The organism is Nitrospirota bacterium (assembly GCA_016207885.1).
Taxonomy (GTDB): Bacteria; Nitrospirota; Thermodesulfovibrionia; order UBA6902; family UBA6902; genus JACQZG01.
Window position 1 is genome coordinate 132,002 of record JACQZE010000003.1, and the last position, 19,792, is coordinate 151,793.

21 protein-coding genes and 1 tRNA gene are annotated in these 19,792 nt (G+C 44.0%); 4 read left to right on the plus strand and 18 right to left on the minus strand.

The window, feature by feature from the left end; genetic code table 11:
* Positions 1-103 precede the first annotated feature (103 nt).
* A complete protein-coding gene (locus HY807_00650; GenBank protein ID MBI4824919.1) occupies positions 104-727 on the plus strand; it encodes a hypothetical protein in 624 nt (207 codons plus the stop codon).
* Between the two features lie 119 nt (positions 728-846).
* Entirely contained in the window at positions 847-1,380 is a 534-nt protein-coding gene (locus HY807_00655) for a hypothetical protein (protein MBI4824920.1), read from the plus strand.
* A gap of 54 nt (positions 1,381-1,434) precedes the next feature.
* On the opposite strand, the gene HY807_00660 is transcribed toward HY807_00655, so the two are convergent.
* The 18 genes from HY807_00660 to HY807_00745 all read right to left on the minus strand — a co-directional run bounded on the left by HY807_00660 (position 1,435) and on the right by HY807_00745 (position 17,770).
* Complete coding sequence (locus tag HY807_00660; GenBank protein ID MBI4824921.1) at positions 1,435-2,658, minus strand: ATP-binding protein; 1,224 nt, start codon at positions 2,656-2,658, stop codon at positions 1,435-1,437.
* 57 nt (positions 2,659-2,715) lie between these two features.
* Positions 2,716-2,814: transfer RNA gene (locus HY807_00665), tRNA-Sec, on the minus strand.
* Between the two features lie 59 nt (positions 2,815-2,873).
* Positions 2,874-4,766 carry a selenocysteine-specific translation elongation factor gene (selB, locus tag HY807_00670; GenBank protein ID MBI4824922.1) on the minus strand — a complete coding sequence of 631 codons (1,893 nt, stop codon included), beginning with the start codon at positions 4,764-4,766 and terminating at the stop codon, positions 2,874-2,876.
* A gap of 70 nt (positions 4,767-4,836) precedes the next feature.
* The gene (locus HY807_00675) at positions 4,837-5,988 is read right to left on the minus strand and encodes an ATP-binding protein (protein MBI4824923.1); all 1,152 of its coding nucleotides are present in this window, start codon (positions 5,986-5,988) and stop codon (positions 4,837-4,839) included.
* Positions 5,989-6,122: 134 nt separating this feature from the next.
* Entirely contained in the window at positions 6,123-6,311 is a 189-nt protein-coding gene (locus HY807_00680) for a hypothetical protein (protein MBI4824924.1), read from the minus strand.
* Positions 6,312-6,366: 55 nt separating this feature from the next.
* Entirely contained in the window at positions 6,367-6,699 is a 333-nt protein-coding gene (locus HY807_00685) for a type II toxin-antitoxin system PemK/MazF family toxin (GenBank protein ID MBI4824925.1), read from the minus strand.
* The gene (locus tag HY807_00690) at positions 6,684-6,878 is read right to left on the minus strand and encodes a DUF2281 domain-containing protein (protein MBI4824926.1); all 195 of its coding nucleotides are present in this window, start codon (positions 6,876-6,878) and stop codon (positions 6,684-6,686) included. The genes HY807_00685 and HY807_00690 overlap by 16 nt, the downstream gene beginning before the upstream one ends.
* A gap of 250 nt (positions 6,879-7,128) precedes the next feature.
* Positions 7,129-8,877: an AIPR family protein gene (locus tag HY807_00695; protein ID MBI4824927.1), complete on the minus strand. Its 1,749-nt coding sequence runs from the start codon at positions 8,875-8,877 to the stop codon at positions 7,129-7,131.
* A 209-nt stretch (positions 8,878-9,086) separates the two neighbouring features.
* A complete protein-coding gene (locus HY807_00700; protein MBI4824928.1) occupies positions 9,087-9,434 on the minus strand; it encodes a DUF5615 family PIN-like protein in 348 nt (115 codons plus the stop codon).
* A gap of 19 nt (positions 9,435-9,453) precedes the next feature.
* Complete coding sequence (locus HY807_00705; GenBank protein MBI4824929.1) at positions 9,454-9,696, minus strand: DUF433 domain-containing protein; 243 nt, start codon at positions 9,694-9,696, stop codon at positions 9,454-9,456.
* 173 nt (positions 9,697-9,869) lie between these two features.
* Positions 9,870-11,261 carry an L-seryl-tRNA(Sec) selenium transferase gene (locus tag HY807_00710; GenBank protein ID MBI4824930.1) on the minus strand — a complete coding sequence of 464 codons (1,392 nt, stop codon included), beginning with the start codon at positions 11,259-11,261 and terminating at the stop codon, positions 9,870-9,872.
* 202 nt (positions 11,262-11,463) lie between these two features.
* Positions 11,464-12,747 (minus strand): histidinol dehydrogenase, encoded by a 1,284-nt coding sequence (gene hisD, locus HY807_00715; protein MBI4824931.1) that lies wholly within the window; start codon positions 12,745-12,747, stop codon positions 11,464-11,466.
* Entirely contained in the window at positions 12,744-13,994 is a 1,251-nt protein-coding gene (gene murA / locus HY807_00720) for a UDP-N-acetylglucosamine 1-carboxyvinyltransferase (GenBank protein MBI4824932.1), read from the minus strand. Before murA ends, hisD begins: the two co-directional genes overlap by 4 nt.
* Entirely contained in the window at positions 13,982-14,845 is an 864-nt protein-coding gene (gene prmC, locus HY807_00725; protein ID MBI4824933.1) for a peptide chain release factor N(5)-glutamine methyltransferase, read from the minus strand. Before prmC ends, murA begins: the two co-directional genes overlap by 13 nt.
* Before the next feature lie 20 nt (positions 14,846-14,865).
* Positions 14,866-15,933, minus strand: coding sequence for a peptide chain release factor 1 (gene prfA, locus HY807_00730; GenBank protein ID MBI4824934.1), 1,068 nt, complete (start codon positions 15,931-15,933; stop codon positions 14,866-14,868).
* A gap of 94 nt (positions 15,934-16,027) precedes the next feature.
* Positions 16,028-16,228, minus strand: a complete 201-nt coding sequence (gene rpmE / locus HY807_00735; GenBank protein MBI4824935.1) for a 50S ribosomal protein L31 — start codon at positions 16,226-16,228, stop codon at positions 16,028-16,030.
* A 357-nt stretch (positions 16,229-16,585) separates the two neighbouring features.
* Entirely contained in the window at positions 16,586-17,233 is a 648-nt protein-coding gene (locus HY807_00740; protein ID MBI4824936.1) for a Fic family protein, read from the minus strand.
* Between the two features lie 12 nt (positions 17,234-17,245).
* Positions 17,246-17,770 carry a hypothetical protein gene (locus HY807_00745; GenBank protein ID MBI4824937.1) on the minus strand — a complete coding sequence of 175 codons (525 nt, stop codon included), beginning with the start codon at positions 17,768-17,770 and terminating at the stop codon, positions 17,246-17,248.
* A gap of 281 nt (positions 17,771-18,051) precedes the next feature.
* On the opposite strand from HY807_00745, the gene HY807_00750 reads away from it, so the two are divergent.
* Both HY807_00750 and HY807_00755 read left to right on the plus strand, forming a co-directional pair.
* Positions 18,052-18,855: a hypothetical protein gene (locus HY807_00750; GenBank protein MBI4824938.1), complete on the plus strand. Its 804-nt coding sequence runs from the start codon at positions 18,052-18,054 to the stop codon at positions 18,853-18,855.
* A 23-nt stretch (positions 18,856-18,878) separates the two neighbouring features.
* Positions 18,879-19,742 carry a Bro-N domain-containing protein gene (locus HY807_00755; GenBank protein ID MBI4824939.1) on the plus strand — a complete coding sequence of 288 codons (864 nt, stop codon included), beginning with the start codon at positions 18,879-18,881 and terminating at the stop codon, positions 19,740-19,742.
* Positions 19,743-19,792 lie beyond the last annotated feature (50 nt).

Below are 19,792 nucleotides of genomic sequence, written 5' to 3' on the forward strand. Positions count from 1 at the left end.
TCTCTCTTTTCCAAGCGGCAAATTATTTCCCGGCCTTACCTTCCTGAATATCCATATATCGCAGAAGTGTTTTATAATAACCGTGGCAATATTGAATATGGATATGGATAAATTTTTGAAGATATTTTGCAGGGCAGCGGCATTTGTATGCATATTCCTCATCTTTTATGCATGCAACAGGCATTTGGCCAGCTATGAACTATATGTAACCGCTGACCTTGATGAAAGCTCTTTATCACTTAAAGGGAAGCGGGTTCTGGTCTACACAAAAAAGGAGACCGGCAACCTTATTCTTGAAGTAGAGACTGCTGAAAAGATAAAAAAAGCGCTTTCAGCACATGGCTATATTTCTGTTGATAATCTTAAGGATGCGGATTACATCCTGCTGTTTGAATACAGCATTGATAACGGCAAAGCCATATCATCCATTGAGAGCGGTTATATCCTAAACCCGGTTACCAAACATTTTGAGAAGAGCCGCAGCACAAATACTGATATCGAATACACCAAGCAGCTTACACTGAGGCTCTTCAGCGCCGAAAAGCTCTCCGACACTTCACAGCCCGTATGGACCGGAAAGGCTTATAATCACGATGCCGGTTCCAACCTCCGCAGAACAATTGATTACCTCGTAGTGGCGGCATTCGAACACTTTGGCGAAGAGACAGGGGAGGAGAAAATGCAGACCATTAATTCAGAGGATGAGAGGATCAAAAGCCTTAACTAAGCGTCCATCAGCAGCAAACCGCGTATAGTGTGCAAATATTTACAAACATAACTGATGTGTATTACTATTAAAAACAAAAAATTGGTACTATTCATAATACTGCAGCCAGGGGGATAGAAATGAAAAAAACCTTCATTGTTTTGATTGCGGCCACAATTATTTTTTCTGTTGCAGGCATATCCTTTTCGGAAGAGATCGACCTCAGCAGCTGCAAAAGTGATACCATCGTAAAGGCCCCGGGCGGCAGTTTTGCGCAAATTTTCACAGGCCAAACATTAGCCGGGCCGGAAATTCTCGGGCTGCCATCAAATCCGCTCACTCTTTCGCCTGTCGGGGATCTATATATACAAACACTCGGTAAAATAACCACGGTCTCTTCTGAAACGACATACACCGGCCCGCTGTCTGTACTGTTGGATAGCGATGCCACATCTCTCAGTTTCAACATGGGCCATGGCCAGCCGCCAAGCACATTAAAGATAGATTTTTTTGCGGCTGACGGTTCCCTGGTGCACTCTGTAACTCAGGAGATATATAAAGACTACAACACATACAGCTTTAAAGGTTTCGGCACATTTCGGGGATTCAGCATACATAAAATCAATGACCCTGCAGGATTACGATTTCACAGTTTTAAATACAATTGTATTTAAGCGGAGGAGTTATAAGCAGCCCATTCTTTTCGTTTTAAATGTAGAATTGATTTGTTAAATACAGGAAAGCGGAATGATGTTTATTTCTCTATTGAGAGGGTATCCGGATTCTGCCAGACATATTATTGCTCCCTTGCCAACATCATTGCTTAATTTCTTTAATTGCAGGATACTTTTAGTCATATTGATATCCGGCTTCATTGACATTTTTATTTCAACAGGGAAAAGCTTCCCCTCCTCCTCAATAATCAGATCAACTTCATGTCCTTCCTTTGTTCGCCAGAACCATAAAGGTGCTTCGTACCCATGATGCCAGTAGCTTTTGATAATTTCACTTACAACATAGTTTTCCAAAAGGCTGCCGGCCATTGCACCCTGTGAAGCGACCTCAGAGTTGTGCCATCCTGTCAGGTAACAAACCATGCCTGTGTCAAGAAAATAAAGCTTCGGTGTTTTAATCTGCCGTTTACTGATATTCCGAAAGTAAGGCCTGAGAAGATAAACCTGGAAACTTGCCTCTAATATTCCCATCCATTCCTTGGCAGTACTTACTGCGATCTGTGCGTCACGGGCAAGCTCAGACAGATTCAACAACTGCCCTGCCCGCGCTGCGGCCAGTCTCAAGAACTTTTCAAAAACGCTAAGATTCATGACCTTTGTAAGGGCCCTGACATCACGCTCAATGTATGTTTGAAGATATGATCCGTGATATGTCTGAGTTGGAGGAACATCTTTATGAATAAACCTCGGAAATGTTCCTCTTACAATCCGCTTGAAAACAAGATCGGCCCCGCTCATTTCTTTTATGGGCGGAGCTGTTTTTTTATCCGGACGGACGATTCTGCCTGAATCCACTTTTCTGTATTCCTCGCCCTGAGAAAGACCGAGCATTTTTATGATCGCAACCCTTCCTGCGAGTGACTCTGAAATACCATGCATTAATGGAAAATGCTGTGAACCGGTCAACCAGTATTGCCCGTTCTTGTTTGATCGGTCTACGATTATTTTTATCCTCTGCATCAAACCTGGGGCATACTGGATCTCATCAATTATCAAAGGGGGTTTATATCTCTCAAGAAACAGATCAGGGTCTTCGTTTGCAAGAGTCCTCGGCCCGAATTCATCAAGTGAGACATAATTTCTTCCGGGTGATTCTTTTTTACCAAGATATTCGAGAAGTGTTGTCTTTCCAACCTGCCTGGGTCCTGTCAGCAGGATAACAGGAAATGATTTCGTAAGCCGTTTAATATGCGGTTCAAGATACCTATTCCTATACATATGACTAATTTACGATTAAATCGTAAATTAGTCAAGCAAATTAATATGCAATAAAATTGGCGGGAGCGTGTGGGAATCGAACCCACCCTGCCCGGTTTTGGCCAGGCAACAACGGTTTTGAAGACCGAGAAGGACACCAGAACCTTATACGCTCCCAATAGTGACAATAGAAAGTTATTGTAGCAAAATTTGATCACTTATAGAAGTTTAAATACTTATCCCTTAAAAAGAAACTTCCTCACATCGCCTATTCGCATCGTTATCCTGTTGCTGTCGAGATACTCAAGAAAAGGAAGCGCGTACTTTCTTGAAGTATCAAGGATATCCCGGAACTCGCCTACAGTCATATCCGGTTTCTTAGAGTAAAACTCCTTCAGCCTCTCCATCATCTTTGCATGGTTTGACTTTGAGATATAGACAGCGTCCTTTATCCTCACAAGGCTTCCCTCTTTTGCCATTATCTTTAAAAGCTCAACAGCCTGTTTGCTATCCACCTTTACTGATGCAGCAAGTTCATCAATTGAAGGAGGTTGAAATAGAGAATCATCTATCGCCTTTAATATTTTATCCTTTACAGCTTTATTGTCATCACTCAAAGAGAGATTGAACGCGCTTGACCTGACGATATCTTTATCTACTGTTATACCTTTAACAAGCGCCAGCAGTCCGTCGAAAAATCTCTGGTCCGCACCGCTGTAAGACGACCTCAGCTCCTCTTTTAACATACCCGGCCTGAGCGGGTTCTTAATGTGAAATTCTTTAAGAGATGATCTGATTCCTTCGGAAAAATCGTCGAACACATCCTTATGTATCAGCCTATCTTCACACCTTCGAACCTCACCGTTCTTTATCAATGTTTCAATGGCAGATTTAATATCAGGCAGCTCAGCCTTTATCCAGCCCTCAAGCTCTTCGCGAGCGATTCCGTATATCCCCTTCTGATGCACCTTTGCCGCTATCTTCTCGCCAAGGCTGCCCTCCCAGAATATGTTCTGTTCCTCAATATCCTCAAGCTTCTTCCTGCGTTTTGGTGAAGGGTCAAGCACCTCGCCTCCGCCAATCGTCTGCAAAGGAGAGAAGCGCCTGATTATATATCTGTCCCCTGCAAGCAGTGCGACAGGTGTCGGGAACCTGAACTGGCAGAAGGCGCTATCACCCGGTTTGAGCGATTCGTTCTCATAGATTATTATCCTTGCGGTCATCTCTGATGAGCCTGCGTGAAAGTGAACAAGGCTCCTGTTCTTGAGCGCGGTTATGGATGTATCTTTCAACAGCCTCAGCTCTGCATCAACGATATAGGATGTCTTCACCTTTCCGGGTGTTGCCAGCACATCGCCTCGCTGTATCTCATCCTTTGAAACACCCTGAAGGTTCACAGCGACCCGCTGGCCTGCATATGCGCTTTTGATCGCTTCGCCATGGCTCTGAAGCCCCCTGACCTTACTTATCATTCCACCCGGAAGAATCTCTATCGGCGCATCAACATTAATGCTCCCCGAAATCGAAGTGCCTGTGACAACAGTGCCGAATCCTTTGAGCGTAAATACCCTGTCAACAGGAAGCCTGAATATCGCCTTCTCATGTTTGGGTTCAATACCGGAAGCGGCATCCTTTATCTTATCCTTAAGCTCCTCCAGATTCTCGCCTGTCTTGGATGAGACCCCGATGATCTCGGCATCCTTTAAAAATGTTCCCTTAACAAAATCCCTCACCTCTTCTGTGACAAGGCCGAGCCAGTCCTTATCCACAAGGTCAGACTTTGTGATAACGATGATGCCCCTCTTCACCTTCAGGAGGTCGCAGATCGCAAGGTGCTCTCTGCTCTGCGGCATTATCCCTTCATCAGCAGCTATCACCATGAGTACGATATCGATCCCGCCCGCGCCCGCAAGCATATTCTTGATAAGCCGCTCATGCCCCGGCACATCAATGATGCCCACCTTAAGCCCGTCAGGATATGAGAGGTCAGCAAACCCGAGGTCAATAGTGATGCCCCTCTCCTTCTCTTCCTTCAGCCTGTCAGGGTCTGTGCCTGTAAGCGCCTTTACAAGCGCGCTCTTTCCGTGGTCAATGTGCCCGGCTGTGCCGAGGATGATGTAGCGGTTCATAGGTTTAAAAATAATTGTTTAATGAGGTGCCTGCAATTATTGAATTTACAAAACTGGCTGAACATTTATTTTACTCAAGAATTTTATTAAGCTCTTTTACAGATAATGTAACAGTATTTTTTCCTGAAGGGTATGTTTCCTCCCCGGGATATACTATGAACGCCTTCCGGCACGACAGGTCTTCAAGTGCGTTCCAGAAGCCCCTTTCAGCCTTCGGGCTTGCCGAATATTTAATTTCTACCGCGATAGGCCTGTTCTTTTTGTCCACAAGCAATACATCTATCTCCGCGCCTGCGCTTGTCCTGTAGAAAAAACAGGACCAGCCTTCAGGCAATAAACCTATTATCTGTTCAACAACAAAACCCTCCCATGATCTGCCGGCTGACGGATTTCCCATAAGGTCTTCCATATCTCCTATCCTCAATAATGAATGCAGAATCCCGGAATCCCGGATGTAGACCTTCGGCGCTTTGATCAGCCTTTTTTTAATGTTGGGATAATACGGCTGTAACCGCCTTACAATAAAAGTTTCCTCAAGGATATCAAGATAACTTCTCACAGTCGGCGCCGACACTCCAAGACTGCCGGCTATCTGGCTTGCGTTCCATAGATGTCCATGTGAATGCGCAACCATAGTCCAGAACCTCCGGAGCTGAGAGGAAGGCACACGTATGCCAAGCTGGGGGATATCCATTTCAAGATAGGTCTTTATAAACGACTCCCTCCACGAAAAGCTGTCTTCAGTTTTTTCAGCAAGATAGCTTAACGGGTAACCGCCCCTCAACCATAACTGCCAGATGCTCTTATATCCAGTCTCATTAATCGAAAAGGGGGAAAGCTCGTGATAGATTATTCTGCCCGCGAGGCTTTCAGAAGCGTGTTTTATCAATTCGGGTGATGCCGAGCCGAGAATAAGAAACCTTCCGCCGGTTCTTTTCCTGTCAACCAGCGCCCGTAGAAGCGGAAAGAGCGACGGCATACGCTGTATCTCATCAATAACCACAAGAGAATCTGTAAATTGCCCGAGATAAAGTTCGGGATCATGCAGTTTGTTCAAATCAGAAGGCAGCTCAAGGTCAAGATACACCATCTTTTTCGAGATCCCTTTCCGAATCATCCTTGCAAGTGTTGTCTTGCCTACCTGACGCGAGCCGATAATACTTACAACCGGATATTTCCTAAGAGATGCCTCAACATCGCCCTGAATCCTTCTCTTTATCATGGTTGTATTATGAAAGATTACATTTCAATTTGCAAGGTTAAAGTTTGATTGGGCAATGTGTCCGGCTGTGCCGAGGATAACGTAGCGGTTCATAGGTTTAGAAATATCATCTCTTATTTACCTCCTGCGTTGTTTCAATAAGCAGGCAGTTTTCTCCATGGAATTACCTTTATTTTACCTTTGACCATCTCCTGCTCTCCGCCGTAAACAAGCAATGCCAGGAGATCACTCCTGTCTGATAATTCTCTCCACTTCTCCGAAACCATGTTGCACAATATGTCAATGGTATTTACAATTTGTACGAGCTCTCTTTCCGTAGTCAATGTGTCCGGCTGTGCCGAGGATAATGTATCTCATATGATGGATAAATCCGGAGATTTACCGGCTGATGATTTCGATTACTTTATCAATAAGTCTGTTCAGTTTATCTGATTTAAGCTTGCCGATTTTATATAGAACAATGCGGCTGTCTGCTGTGAATATACGGTTGGGCCTTACATTACTCAACTGCTTCAGGCTTCCTGTCTCAAAGTCGTCATCATTGAGCGGAATTGCGTAATTATCTTTAATGGATTGACTCGTTATTTGACAAAGAATCAGGTCATCGCCTTCTAAAGCTGAAATGACCAATGCCGGGCGCTTTTTTGATTGGGTTAAATCAGAGAAGGGGAAAGGCACAACAACCACATCGCCTTTTATAAGTTTTGCCACGCCTCGTCTTCCTCGGGCCTGAGCCAATCTTTCTTCAGAGAAGATTCACTCGCAATAGTGGTCTCAAGCATTTCCTTCACTATCTTTGTCTTAAGAAAATTGACAAAATCCAGCACCTCATCAAGAAAAGGTTCAGGAGCATGCTCTATTTCATGTATCAACAATTCTTTCTTACTCATTGTGCAATCACCTTATAAAAAGATAGCATGTTATATATATTTTAGCAATTCAAAAGGATGAGTTATACTAACGATGCTTTGCCTGCAATATAGTTGGGAACAAGCACTAACCACATGAAAGCAACCCTGCCCCCAATTCTTTAAAGATCAACCATTAGTGGGGGGGGCAGGCTTTGCATTTGACAAATTCACGTCGTCCATTTCCTTTATGCCACTTCCTTTAACATCTTATTTATAAATTCATTCTTTTCTACGAAGCAACTATTTTTGAGGAAAAATCATTATACACCTGCCGATTAGCATCCATCGTTACCTGTACTAAGCTTTGAAAGGTCTGAATGGCTTTGCTCACTCTTTCAGCGCTTTTTAATCCATCAGTAAGCGCATCCTCTAATTGTGTACATAGAGGCACGTTAAGATTAACTATTGACATCCAATAGTCCTGTGCTTTTTTGGGTGACGTTTTGTCGCTAAATGATATGCGGAATCTATTTGGAATTTTTCGATTGAGAAATGTTTCAAGGCAACTTGCCACAGCTGACGCCAATAAATATGTAGAGCCACGTTTCCGAAAAAACTGCAACTGCTGCTCTTCGGATGTAGTCAGCCCTGATTCACTTTTTTTTGACTTAATAACTAAAGACAATTTCTTATCTTCTACTGCCCTTAATAAGGCATAAGCACATACTATATGTGCACCCTTTGTCTCATCATTGAAATATCTTGAATAAAGTTGATCATCTGCCCAAATATTTGCTTTCTGGTTATATGCAATGACAGAATCTCCATGGAAAGAAGCAAGGGCCTGACCAACGGTGTAGGAGGGCAATAATTTTGGTCTTCTTCTTATGGCATCGCTATAGCCGCCTCGACGCCCACCCTCATATTCGGCATCAGGAATTTTGCTAATTTGCTCTTTCAACTTTTTCTGATATTTATCAGTGCTTCTAAAATCTGAGGCCGTAATTTTATTCTGGCTATTATTGAATTGGATAATACTGTGAACCAAATCTCGATTTTCGGTCTGCACAAACCGTGCAGGAACTGTCGCTGCTTCAGAGGGCTGCCGTGTCATTGACCCGATAGCTCCTGTAGTTTGTGCGCCATTCACAATTGATATACCCTGAATCGTAAGATAATTTTTATTGCCTTTTGTTGTGGGCTCATAACGATTTACCAAAATCGTCAATCCGTTATTAAATACCCAAAAATTAGCAGCATCTTTTTCAGCTGATTTCTTAATACTATTGTTTATGTTGGAGTCACTCAGTCTTGAGCCGAGATAATCTCGCACATTTGCAGAAAATAATTTGGTTTTGTATTTCTTGTATTGTCGATGCAAGAATCTTGCAGGAATGGCTGTTATATATGCTTTCCATTCCGGCCCATTAACCTCATATCCTTGCGGTATTTCAATTACAAACTTATCATTCACAAGGATAGGCGACTGTGTCTCCGTATACCATTCTTCAAGCTTTTTCCTTCCTACCTCCAGCCCTTGTATTGCAACACGTTTACCTGCAAAGCACGAATGTATAGCGGAGTTAGCAGTTGCCTCTACTGTAATCAATTCATTTTCTACATTCTTTGATTCTGGCAAATTATGGATATACCAAATGTGCAAACTACTTATATTCCCAGAAGTGATACCGTCACGAAGTTCTTGTGCCGCCGATAGTATTTTTTCTGGTAGTTCATCTATCGGACGTTGTAACAGCCAACTGACGGCAGTGTTTAAATCGCTTGCTTTATTGGCTGGAGCTTCTTTTCTTTCTTTGGTCGAAATATAACATTGTGCTACAACTGCAATCCCATCATCTTTATTAATGAATACTATGTCGCACTTCTTATCATCACTGCCATCTGTGATTGAATCAGCTGCAACAGTGTCTAGATCATCTATCCCAAATTTTAATGCTAATGCAAACAAGCCGAGTGCATTATCTTCATATTGATTGAGATCCGTTCTAGATTCAAAAGCTGTCTTCCAAGCATCCATACTCGCACCCCAATATCAGAATTTATTAAAATTATTTACATTCAACTATATTTATACAATGAAAAAATAAAGCTGAATTTACTATGACAATACCTACCCTTTTTATGCCAACGCTTCAATAATACATTTAGACAATGCCTTTATCTCCCTATCCTGCACCGTTGAAGCGCGCCGTCCTGTATCCTTGCGATAACTGGGGTGGAACCCTCTCAACTTTTTATCCTAAGCCTTCCATTCTGGAATACGCAGAACTTATTTTTTATCTTATCTGAGTATTCGGTCAATATCTTTTTTATGATCTCAACCTTCTGGCCGCCATTTGCATCATCAAGCCTCAAAATCATTACGCCGGAATGCGATTTGCCGGAATTGTAGACAAGTTCGCCGAAGTCTTTGTCCATCGTGATTACCATACGACTTTCATTAGCTGCAAGCCTTAATATTTCCGAGTCCTTCTCTTTCGGATTTATATCCCTTACAGATTTTACATCATAACCGTTTTCCTTAAGCCATTCTTCTACCTTTTTGCTCACACCTACATCAACTAAAAATTTCAATTCCCCACCGTTTCAAGCATTAACCTTTATTAAGAGCAAAAACCTGCTCGTCACTCACCAGATTCGATACATAAAAAAGTATTGCTCTAATATCTTCTTTTTCAAGTTCAGGATAATCTTCCAACAACTCTTCAACCGTCAGGCCTCCTGCAAGAGCTTTTAATACTTGCTCAACGGTTATCCTCAAACCCCTGATAGTCGGCTTGCCGACCATCACGCCAGGGTCTACTGTAATTCGATTTAATAAGTCTTCGGTTTCCATGATAACAACCTCCTTATGTTTTTAAGCCGAGGGACAGGTCTTTGATTTTACTCACCCCTCTGCCCGGAAAAGTATCTTTGCTACATCAGAACTTATCAAAATTATATAGCCTTTCAATATAGTTATGCAATGAAATAATAAAGGTGAATTTACCGGCGGCGACTCCTGCTTTTTTACGCCAACGCTTCAACAATACATTTAGACAACGCCTTTATCTCCCTATCCAGCACAGTCCTTGCATCAACAAGAAGCGCGCCGTCCTGTATCCTTGCGATCACGGGGGTGGAACTTTCTCTCAATCTCTTTTCAAACTTATTGACAGACATCCTGAGGGGTTTGATCGAGACAACAAAGGTTGGAAAGTCGGTCTCAGGAAGAGAGCCGCCGCCGGCGCGCGACTGATCTGGAATGACGGTGATATCGGCATGGTCAGAGAGAGACTTCTTTAGAGATGTCTGGATCTTCTGCGCCCTCTTTTTGATGATATCCTTTTTTTCTGTAAGCATCCTGAGCGTCGGAATATCCCTGACAGCCTTCTCCTCATCAAGGAACTGCATAAAGGTCGCCTCAAGAGATGCAAGCGTCAGCTTATCTATCCTCAAAGCCCTGAGCATGGGATTTTTCTGGATCATCTGTATGTATTTTTTCTTTCCTATGATTATGCCTGCCTGAGGGCCGCCCAGGAGCTTGTCACCGCTGAATGTAACGATATCCACTCCTGACTTGATGACGCTCTGAACCGTCGGCTCGCCAAAGACGCCGTACTTCTCAAGATCTATCATGCAGCCGCTTCCGAGGTCTGCCATCACAGGCACCCTAAACTCTCTTCCTAAACCGGCGAGTTGATCCATAGAGACCTCTTCTGTAAAACCGATCACCTTGTAGTTGCTCGGATGAACCTTGAGCAGGAGGGCTGTATCGCCGCAGACGGCATTTTCATAATCTCTTAGATGCGCCTTATTTGTTGAGCCTACTTCCCTGAGCACCGCGCCGCTTGCCTGCATCACCTCAGGTATCCTGAATGAGCCGCCGATCTCTACAAGTTCGCCTCTGGATACTATGACCTCACGACCCCTTGCAAATGTATTCAGGCAGACGAGTACGGCTGCGGCATTGTTATTAACAATTAGCGCATCCTCTGCGCCTGTCAGCTCAAGAACGATATCATTCAGATGCGAATACCTCTTGCCTCTCTTCGCGCTTGAGAGGTCATATTCAAGGTTTGAGTAGCTTGCGGCAACATTTGTTATATTCTTGATCGCCTCGTCAGAAAGTATCGCCCTGCCGAGATTGGTATGGATGACGACTCCAGTTGCGTTGATCACCGGCCTGAGTTTATACGCAGAGAGTTCTTTTAATATCCTTTCAATATCAGGTGAAAGCGCATCAAGAGAGACAACGGGCATGAGGCCGCTCAATATCTCTTTTCTCTTTGCGTCAAGAACGGTTCTGACGGCTTTAAGAACTGACTTTCTCGGATAAGACTCAAGCCATTTCAGGCCATAAGGACTCTTGAGAACTTCATCAACAGAGGGGATATCTTTGAGAGGATTAAGTTTATTCATCTGTGTTTTTAACACAAGGAAGGCAGTATGGTCAAGTGAATAAAATATAACATATTATTTACCCCACTTTAGAAAAGGGGGGCAAGGGGGGATTTGAAGTCTCTTTAGGAAAACATGCTTTCTTAGAATAATGGAAGATATTATATTTATAAAATCCCCCTTAATCCCCCTTTGTCAAAGTGGGAAGTAAGTGAATTACTATTTATTTTTTCAGCCGAACCCTTACCGAATTGCCGTGCGCCTCAAGCCCCTCGCTGTCTGCTATCTCGGCAACGGTCTTTGAAATGGCGATAAAGCCCGCCTTGCTCGCGTTTATCAGGCTTGTGCGTTTGATAAAGTCATATACCCCGAGCGGTGATGAAAACCTTGAGGAGCCACATGTGGGAAGGGTGTGGTTCGGCCCTGCGGAATAGTCGCCAAGGCTTTCAGGAGTCCATTCTCCAAGGAATATCGCTCCGGCATTTTTTATAGACGGTAAAAGTTTCTCAGGTTTCTTTGTCATGATCTCAAGATGCTCAGGCGCTATGCGGTTTGCAATTTGGACTGCCTCGGCAATATCCGCTGTAAGAATTATTGCGCCGTACTTGGTTATCGAACTCTCAGCGATCTTTTTTCTGCTGAGCTTTTCAAGCTGAAGCGCCAGCTCTTTTTGAACTTCTTTGGCAAGTTGCTCAGAGTCAGTGACCAGGATGGATGAAGCCATCTCATCATGCTCTGCCTGACCGAGGAGGTCTGCGGCAATGAATGACGGGTTGGCTGTCTTGTCGGCAATTATCAGGATCTCGCTCGGCCCTGCTATCATGTCAATACCCACATCGCCGAAGACAATCTTCTTGGCGGTAGCAACAAATATGTTTCCGGGCCCAACGATCTTATCAACCCTCTTTATCGTCTCGGTGCCGTAAGCCATTGCAGCGATAGCCTGTGCTCCTCCGATCGCGTAGACTTCAGTTATCTTCAACAGGCTGACAGCAGCAGCAACCGCAGGGTTGATCTTGCCGTCAGGAGAAGGGACACAAACTGCTATCTCTTTTACCCCTGCAACCTGCGCGGGTATCACATTCATAAGAACCGTTGACGGATAAGCAGCCTTTCCTCCCGGCACATAAACGCCTACCCTTTCAATAGGCCTAATCACATGGCCGAGCATTATGCCTTTATCAGAGATATACCAGGACTCTTCTTTCTGAAGGTCATGATATGCCTTTATCCTTTTCGCAGACTCCTTAAGCGCTTTGACCAGATCCTTGCCTGCCATAGCGGCAGCCGCTTCTATCTCTTTGCTGCTTACAGCGATGTTCCTCGGCTTTACTGAATCAAACTTCTCTGTATATTTCTTAACAGCGCTGTCGCCGTTTGTCCTGACATCATTAATTATCTTCTTAACAACAGACTCATAATCCTCTCCGCCGTCTGAACCTGTCGTTGCCCTGTGGCTCAGTCCCTTTATGAAGAGAGCAACATCAGCACTCCTGATTATCCTCACTTCACCCTCCTGACATCTGCGCCAAGGTATCTCAACTTCTCCTCGATCTTCTCATAACCCCTATCAAGATGATAGACCCTGTCTATGACAGTCTCGCCTTCAGCCGCAAGCCCTGCTATCACAAGAGAAGCGCTCGCCCTGAGGTCGGTCGCCATCACAGGAGCTCCCGTAAGTGACCTGACGCCTTCAACGGTCGCGGTAGAGTCCTGCACCTTTATCTTCGCGCCCATCCTCCTCATCTCTGCAACATGCATGAACCTGTTCTCAAATATATTCTCTGTCACAATGCTCGTCCCCTCAGCCACTGACATAAGCGCCATGAACTGCGCCTGCATGTCCGTTGGAAAACCGGGGTAAGGCATCGTCCTTATATCAACGGCCTTCAATCTTTCTGGGCCCTTGACCTTCAGCACACCACCATGATGTTCCATCTTTATTCCTGTCTCCTCAAGCTTTACTATCACAGGCTCGATATGCTCCATGCTGCAGCCCTGTATCTCTATCTCACCGCCGGTGATCCCGGCTGCCGCTATAAATGTTCCTGTTTCTATCCTATCAGGTATTACTCTATAGTCAAGCGGGGAAAGTGAGGACACACCTTTTATCCTTATCATTCCGCTACCTGCGCCATGTATCGATGCGCCCATTGATATCAAAGCGTTTGCAAGGTCAACCACTTCAGGCTCGCATGCCGCGTTCTCAAGCACCGTCTCACCGTCAGCAAGAGATGCAGCCATCATAAGGTTCTCTGTCCCTGTGACCGTCGGGATATCAAAACAGATATGCGCGCCTCTTAACCTGCCTGACCTCGCATTGATGTAGCCGTCTGAAAGTGATATCTCTGCGCCCATCTTTTCAAGCCCCATGACATGAAGGTTTATCGGCCTTGCGCCTATTGCGCAGCCGCCCGGCAGTGAGACCCTCGCCTGTCCCATCCTCGCAAGCAGCGGGCCGAGCACAAGCACTGAAGCTCGCATCGTCTTTACGAGGTCATAGGACGCCTCTACATGATCTATATTCTCCGCCCTGAGCGAGACCTTTTTGTCCTGACGCTCAAAACCGATTCCAAGGCTCTTAAGCAGCTTTCCCATTGTGGAGATGTCCTTCAGTTCAGGCACATTATCAATAAGGCTTTCACCAGAGCTGAGAATGGATGCCACCATGATCGGAAGCGCGGCATTTTTTGCGCCGCTTATTGTTACGCTTCCCATTAATTTATTTCTGCCCTTAACTATTATCTTGTCCATTGCGCGCTCACTATCCTCTCTATGCCTGAATAATCCTTTATAGTTTCAATATTAATATATCCTGATCCCTTCATCAAAGATACAACCTCATCTGCGCATCCGTCGCCAAGCTCAAACATGAGCATGCCGTTGTCATTCAAAAAATCCCGTGCTGCGGGAATTATCTTTTTATAAAAACCCAGCCCGTCTTCGCCTCCGTCAAGCGCGCTTAACGGTTCCCAATCCCTTATCTCAGGCTGAAGCCCCTCAATATCGCCGGTCTTTATATAAGGCGGGTTTGAGATGATAAGGTCAAAATATCGTCCTTCTTTAATAGGCATGAAGAGATCTCCTTGAAGAAAAGAGACATTCTTTACACCGTTTATATCGGCATTCTTTTTTGCATAGGCGATTGCTTTATCTGAAATATCCACTCCGCAAACATCCGCGTCTTTGAATTCCTTTGCAATAGCAAGTGCGATGCAGCCGCTTCCTGTGCAGAGGTCAAGAACTGCCGGCCTTTTTCTCTCAACTGCAGATTGTGAAGCGTGAAGTCTCTTTATCGCCTCTTCAGCCAAAAGCTCTGTCTCAGGCCTCGGTATTAAAACACCCTCTCCCACTGATATCTTAAGCCCTAAAAATTCTTCTGACCCTAATATATACTGCAGCGGCTCACGCATCGATCTCCGTCCGGCAATTTCAGAAATGAGATCATCCTCTTTATCCATCAGCACAGGATCATCCCTGTAGATACTTACCGTGTCTATCCCAAGCCCATGCCTTAAAATAAGCTCAGCCTCTTTGCCTGCGGATTCCAGCCCGCATGAGCTCAAGAGGTTTGTAATGTCTTTTATTTTATTGACGGCCTTCATATCTTCTCTGCGCCTTATCTTTACGCCTCTTTTAATTTTTCAGCCTGATAATAATCATGAAGGCTCTCAACGACTTCGTCAAGATCCCCTTCCATAATGATCGCCAGTTTATGAAGGGTAAGCCCTATCCTGTGGTCAGTGAGCCTGTTCTGCGGGAAGTTGTATGTTCTTACCTTTTCGCTCCGGTCGCCTGTGCCGACCTGTGATTTCCTGTTCTCCGCCCTCTCGGCGTCTATCTTCTGGCACTCAAGTTCATAGAGCCTCGCCCTGAGGACCTTCATCGCCTTCTCCCTGTTCTTTATCTGGGAGCGGCTGTCCTGGCACTGAACGGTCAGCCCTGTTGGTACATGAACTATCCTCACTGCTGAATATGTCGTGTTTACGCCCTGGCCTCCCGGGCCTGAGGCACAGTATGTATCAACCCTGAGATCGCTCTCAACTATCTTCAGGTCAACCTCTTCAGCCTCAGGAAGCACGGCCACGGTCACTGCTGATGTATGCACCCTGCCGGATGTCTCTGTCGCAGGCACACGCTGGACACGGTGCGTTCCGCTCTCATATTTAAGCCGGCTGTAGACCTCTTTGCCCTGTACGGATGCCACAACTTCCTTTATCCCGCCGATGCCTGTGGAGTTGATATCCATTATCTCGACCTTCCACCTCATGCGCTCGGCATATTTGCTGTACATCCTGAAGAGCTCTGCCGCAAAGAGCGCAGCCTCATCCCCTCCTGTGCCGGCGCGGATCTCAAGGATGATATTCTTTTCATCCCTCGGGTCTTTCGGAACCAGCATGATCTTTATCTGATTCTCAAGCGCGGTCTTTTGCTCCCTGAGTTCTGCAAGCTCGGCATCCGCAAGCTCCTTCATCTCATTGTCCTCGGATGAAGATAATATCTCCTCTGCCTCGGCAATACCCAAAAGGCATTTCTTGTATCTCTTTATCTGCTCCACAACTGCAGAGATCGCAGACTTCTCTTTGGAATATGTCTGGCTCTTTGTGAAGTCCGAGAAGATATCAGGGTCTGACAATATCTCTGTTAACTCGGCATCCCTCTTCTCTATCTCTTCAAGTTTATCAAGTAACATTTCTAAAACATCTCCTGTTTAAAAAGGGTTTTGGGCATAAAAAAAGGAAACCCGCCTGAATAAATACAGAACGGGTTTCCTCTTGTCAGTATCGTTACTTTTTTGCGTATTTCTTTCTGAACTTTTCAACCCTTCCTTCAGCATCCAGCAGCTTCTGCTTGCCTGTAAAGAAAGGATGGCATTTTGCGCAGACATCTACATGAATAGTCGGTTGAGTGGACATGGTGGCAAAACTTTCGCCGCATGCGCATACCGCCTTAGCCTCTTTGTATTCCGGATGAATTTCCTGTTTCAATGTAACCTCCATAAATAAAAAACTTAGGTATAAACTATACCAAAGACAAAGACAATTTTGCAATACTGCACTTAAAAACCGTTATCACGAGGGACGTTACAGTAGTCCCATGGGTTTTTTTGACAATAACTGCAGAACTGTTATGCATTGTATAATGCCTTTCGAGGTTTCGCTATTAAATGGTATAATATTACATGTTAAAAAAGTCATTACTTGAAACTAATCCTTATCTGAAAGTGCCTGAAAAATACCGGCAAGCCCTGATTACAAATGTCGCCAGTTCAACAGCCATCGAGACAGGTGCATCCGTTGAATCTATAGCACGAAAACTTGCTAAGAGTGAGAAAATAGAAAAAATCACAACTCCGCATCACTCCGCTCGATAATCACCGAAAATAACTTCTCCAGCGGCTTGTAATTCTTGTCCAGCCCTGCCTGGATTGCTGCGAAATATTCCTCTTTTCTCTCGACCGTAATCAGTCCGAAATTAAGGAAAGGTAAACCGGCCTGAAGAGCCATCAATGTTGAAAGAATTCGTGCTGCCCGACCGTTCCCTTCGCGAAATGGATGTATCAGCACCAACTCAATATGTGTTTCAGCGAGTGCATGAATAACCTCAGATCGATTCTTGAAATTACATGGCGTGTTACGCGTGAGAACATCTTGCTCGAACTGAGTCATAAGAGATGGGATATGGATAGCCATCGCGAACGGAAAATCCCCTTTGCTCATATTTACATTCCGGTATTTGCCGGCCCATGAGTATATCCCATCTAACCAAATTTTGTGAAAACTGCAAAGATCCGCTGCTGTAAAACAATGGTGCTTGTCAAATTTTCTTACCAGCTTGTCCGTCGCCTCTTTCAGAGCAATAGCTTCTGCATCATCCATCTTCTCAGGTGACGTTATGCCGAGCTTGTTTTTAAGCACCCGCTCATTAGACCCCGGCTCATATGCATCTTCAGCAAGGTGCGCTGTTTTATACCGGCCTGATTTTTTCTTCATATAAGCTATCCGCTATCCATTCTTTAATTTGTCTTTAATACTTGCCATTAATTCTTCGTAAGGGATAGTTTGAACCTTGCCCTCTTTAATATCTTTGGCCTGCCTCGTTAGCGCAGACAACCTGCTTCTGATCTTGCTCTGAGTGAAACCCATAAAGGTCATCTCCCAGAGACAGTGCGCTACTATTTCTTCCTTGGGTATCTTTTTAAGAACTTTTTTATCTACCTCATATCCAAGCCACTTTGACCAAGGGGTATACTCAAGGGCATATGATTGTCGAATATCTTTTTCTGTACACACACCACTAACATCCAAATATGCGTTCTTCCCCCTGCCGACCTTCTTTATATCAATAACCATTCCTTCTTTGCTATATCTGTGCCTCATATTTTTTAGAGTTTTAAAAACATACTCGTATCCCTTGATACCCTTTCTCTGGTCGGGATAAAGCTTTAGCAGCGCCTCGTTAACATCTTTAAAGGTGCATACCTTTAGTATATCTTTGAACAACACTTTCTCTGTTTTGTTCTTTATCAATGCCCTCTCCTTTTCTTATGTTATATACCACATTTACTATATTTTATGTTTCAAATTTCATTGATTAAATAAAAAACTGCACTCTTAATGTGCTCCTCAACAAAAGTGATAAGTATAATTTCTTCTTCATATAAGCTGTGCAATGATCTCGAAATGCAATACTGCTCCTGGAAACCGTTCTTATGTATTTAGAAACCATTTTTTTGTGATAAAAGCAATCGGAAATGATACAATTATCCAGAAAACTGCATAATCCCTTGTTAATTATGAGAGAGTAATACATGGCAATACTCGGAAAACCTCAAGGTATTTTTGAACTTGATAATAGCGACATCTCCGTAGGGTCATTCCTATTGCGTCATGATATTTGTGAAATTCTACAAGTGTCAGACTCAGATTTATCATCAATTAAATTTAAAAACATCGATGGTCTTCAAATTGCTGATGAACGGATAATTCAAAAGGCATGGTACGGCGGCAATATTCCTAATGCGACACCATCCGACAAATCAAGCCTTGATGAGCTGTTACTTATTGCTATTATTAAAAAAACATTCCCTGATATTAAAATTGAAAGACAAGTAAAAGTAAAGCGTTACTCCCTAGATTTAAAACTCACACAAAACGGCAAGACTTTATTTGTTGAATTTGATGGCCCTTCCCATTTTGCCCCCTCACGATACGGCAATCCCGGCGACCCATTCAAAAAAAAGAGATCAGTAGAAGATGAAACAGGTCTTGAATGCGTAAAATGGCCATATTGGATTCAACGATGCACTACAAATGTAAAAGCTCTGTTTGATAGTTCCGTAAATGGGCTTGGTGTCTTGTGGAGTACAGAAGTTCATTTCGGGATGTTCATATTTGAGAATTCAGCTGATATCATTGACACTATCACAAAAAGGTTTAATGCTGTTGATGGTTCAGGTTACGGTTATTTTTATGGTTCAGAAACCAAAGAGAGAAATAACCCTGAACATCCAATTATTGAAAAGATTCGTCAAAACAAAACTGATATAGGCACTCTACTTCCTCGTGGTTTTGCAGACCGTGCTTACTGGCTACCCGATAAATTACAAATATGACCAAGATTGTTAACAGTGCAAACATGACTGACAATAAATTAGCCTTTTTTGAAAACCATAAAATCCGTCGTCATTACGATGAAAAAACAGAAACATGGTATTTTTCGGTTATTGATGTTGTAGGCGCCTTGACTGATAGCTCTAATCCACGTGATTACTGGTTCAAGATGAAAATCAGAGTAAAAAGCGAGGATGAACTTCAACTGTCGACAATTTGTCGACAGTTGAAAATGAAAGCTCCAGACGGAAAGATGCGTGAGACCGATACCACCAATGTTGAGGGACTTTTGCGAATTATACAATCTATTCCCTCGCCCAAAGCCGAACCATTCAAGCAATGGCTGGCAAAGGTGGGTTACGAACGATTACAGGATATGAGCGACCCCGCGCGCTCACTTGACCGCGCCCGTGAATACTGGCAGCAGCATGGCAGAAGCGAAAAGTGGATACAACAGCGGATGATGGGCCAGGAAACCCGCAATAAACTCACTGATTACTGGCAAGATCACGAGATTACAAAAGAAGAAGAGTATGCCACTCTCACCAACATCATTCATAAGGAATGGAGCGGTGTTTCAGTAAAAAAGCATAAAGATATAAAAAACCTAAAAACGCAGAATCTGCGTGACCACATGAGCGAAGCGGAGCTGATCTTCACGGCACTTGCAGAACTTTCAACCAGGCAAATTGCCGAAAGCATGAATGCGACCGGAATGGTAGAAAATGCAGATGCGGGGAAAACGGGCGGTAAAATTGCGAAGAAGGCCCGAAAGGAATTGGAATCAAAAACAGGCAAAAGCGTCATCACATCTGAAAATTATCTCCCACCGGCGAAGACGCAAAGGCAGATAAAACACAAACCAGACAATAGCAGTGACTATGAATGATTGTTTCATCGCTCGGCAATACGGAATTACTAAAACTGGAGATTTCCATA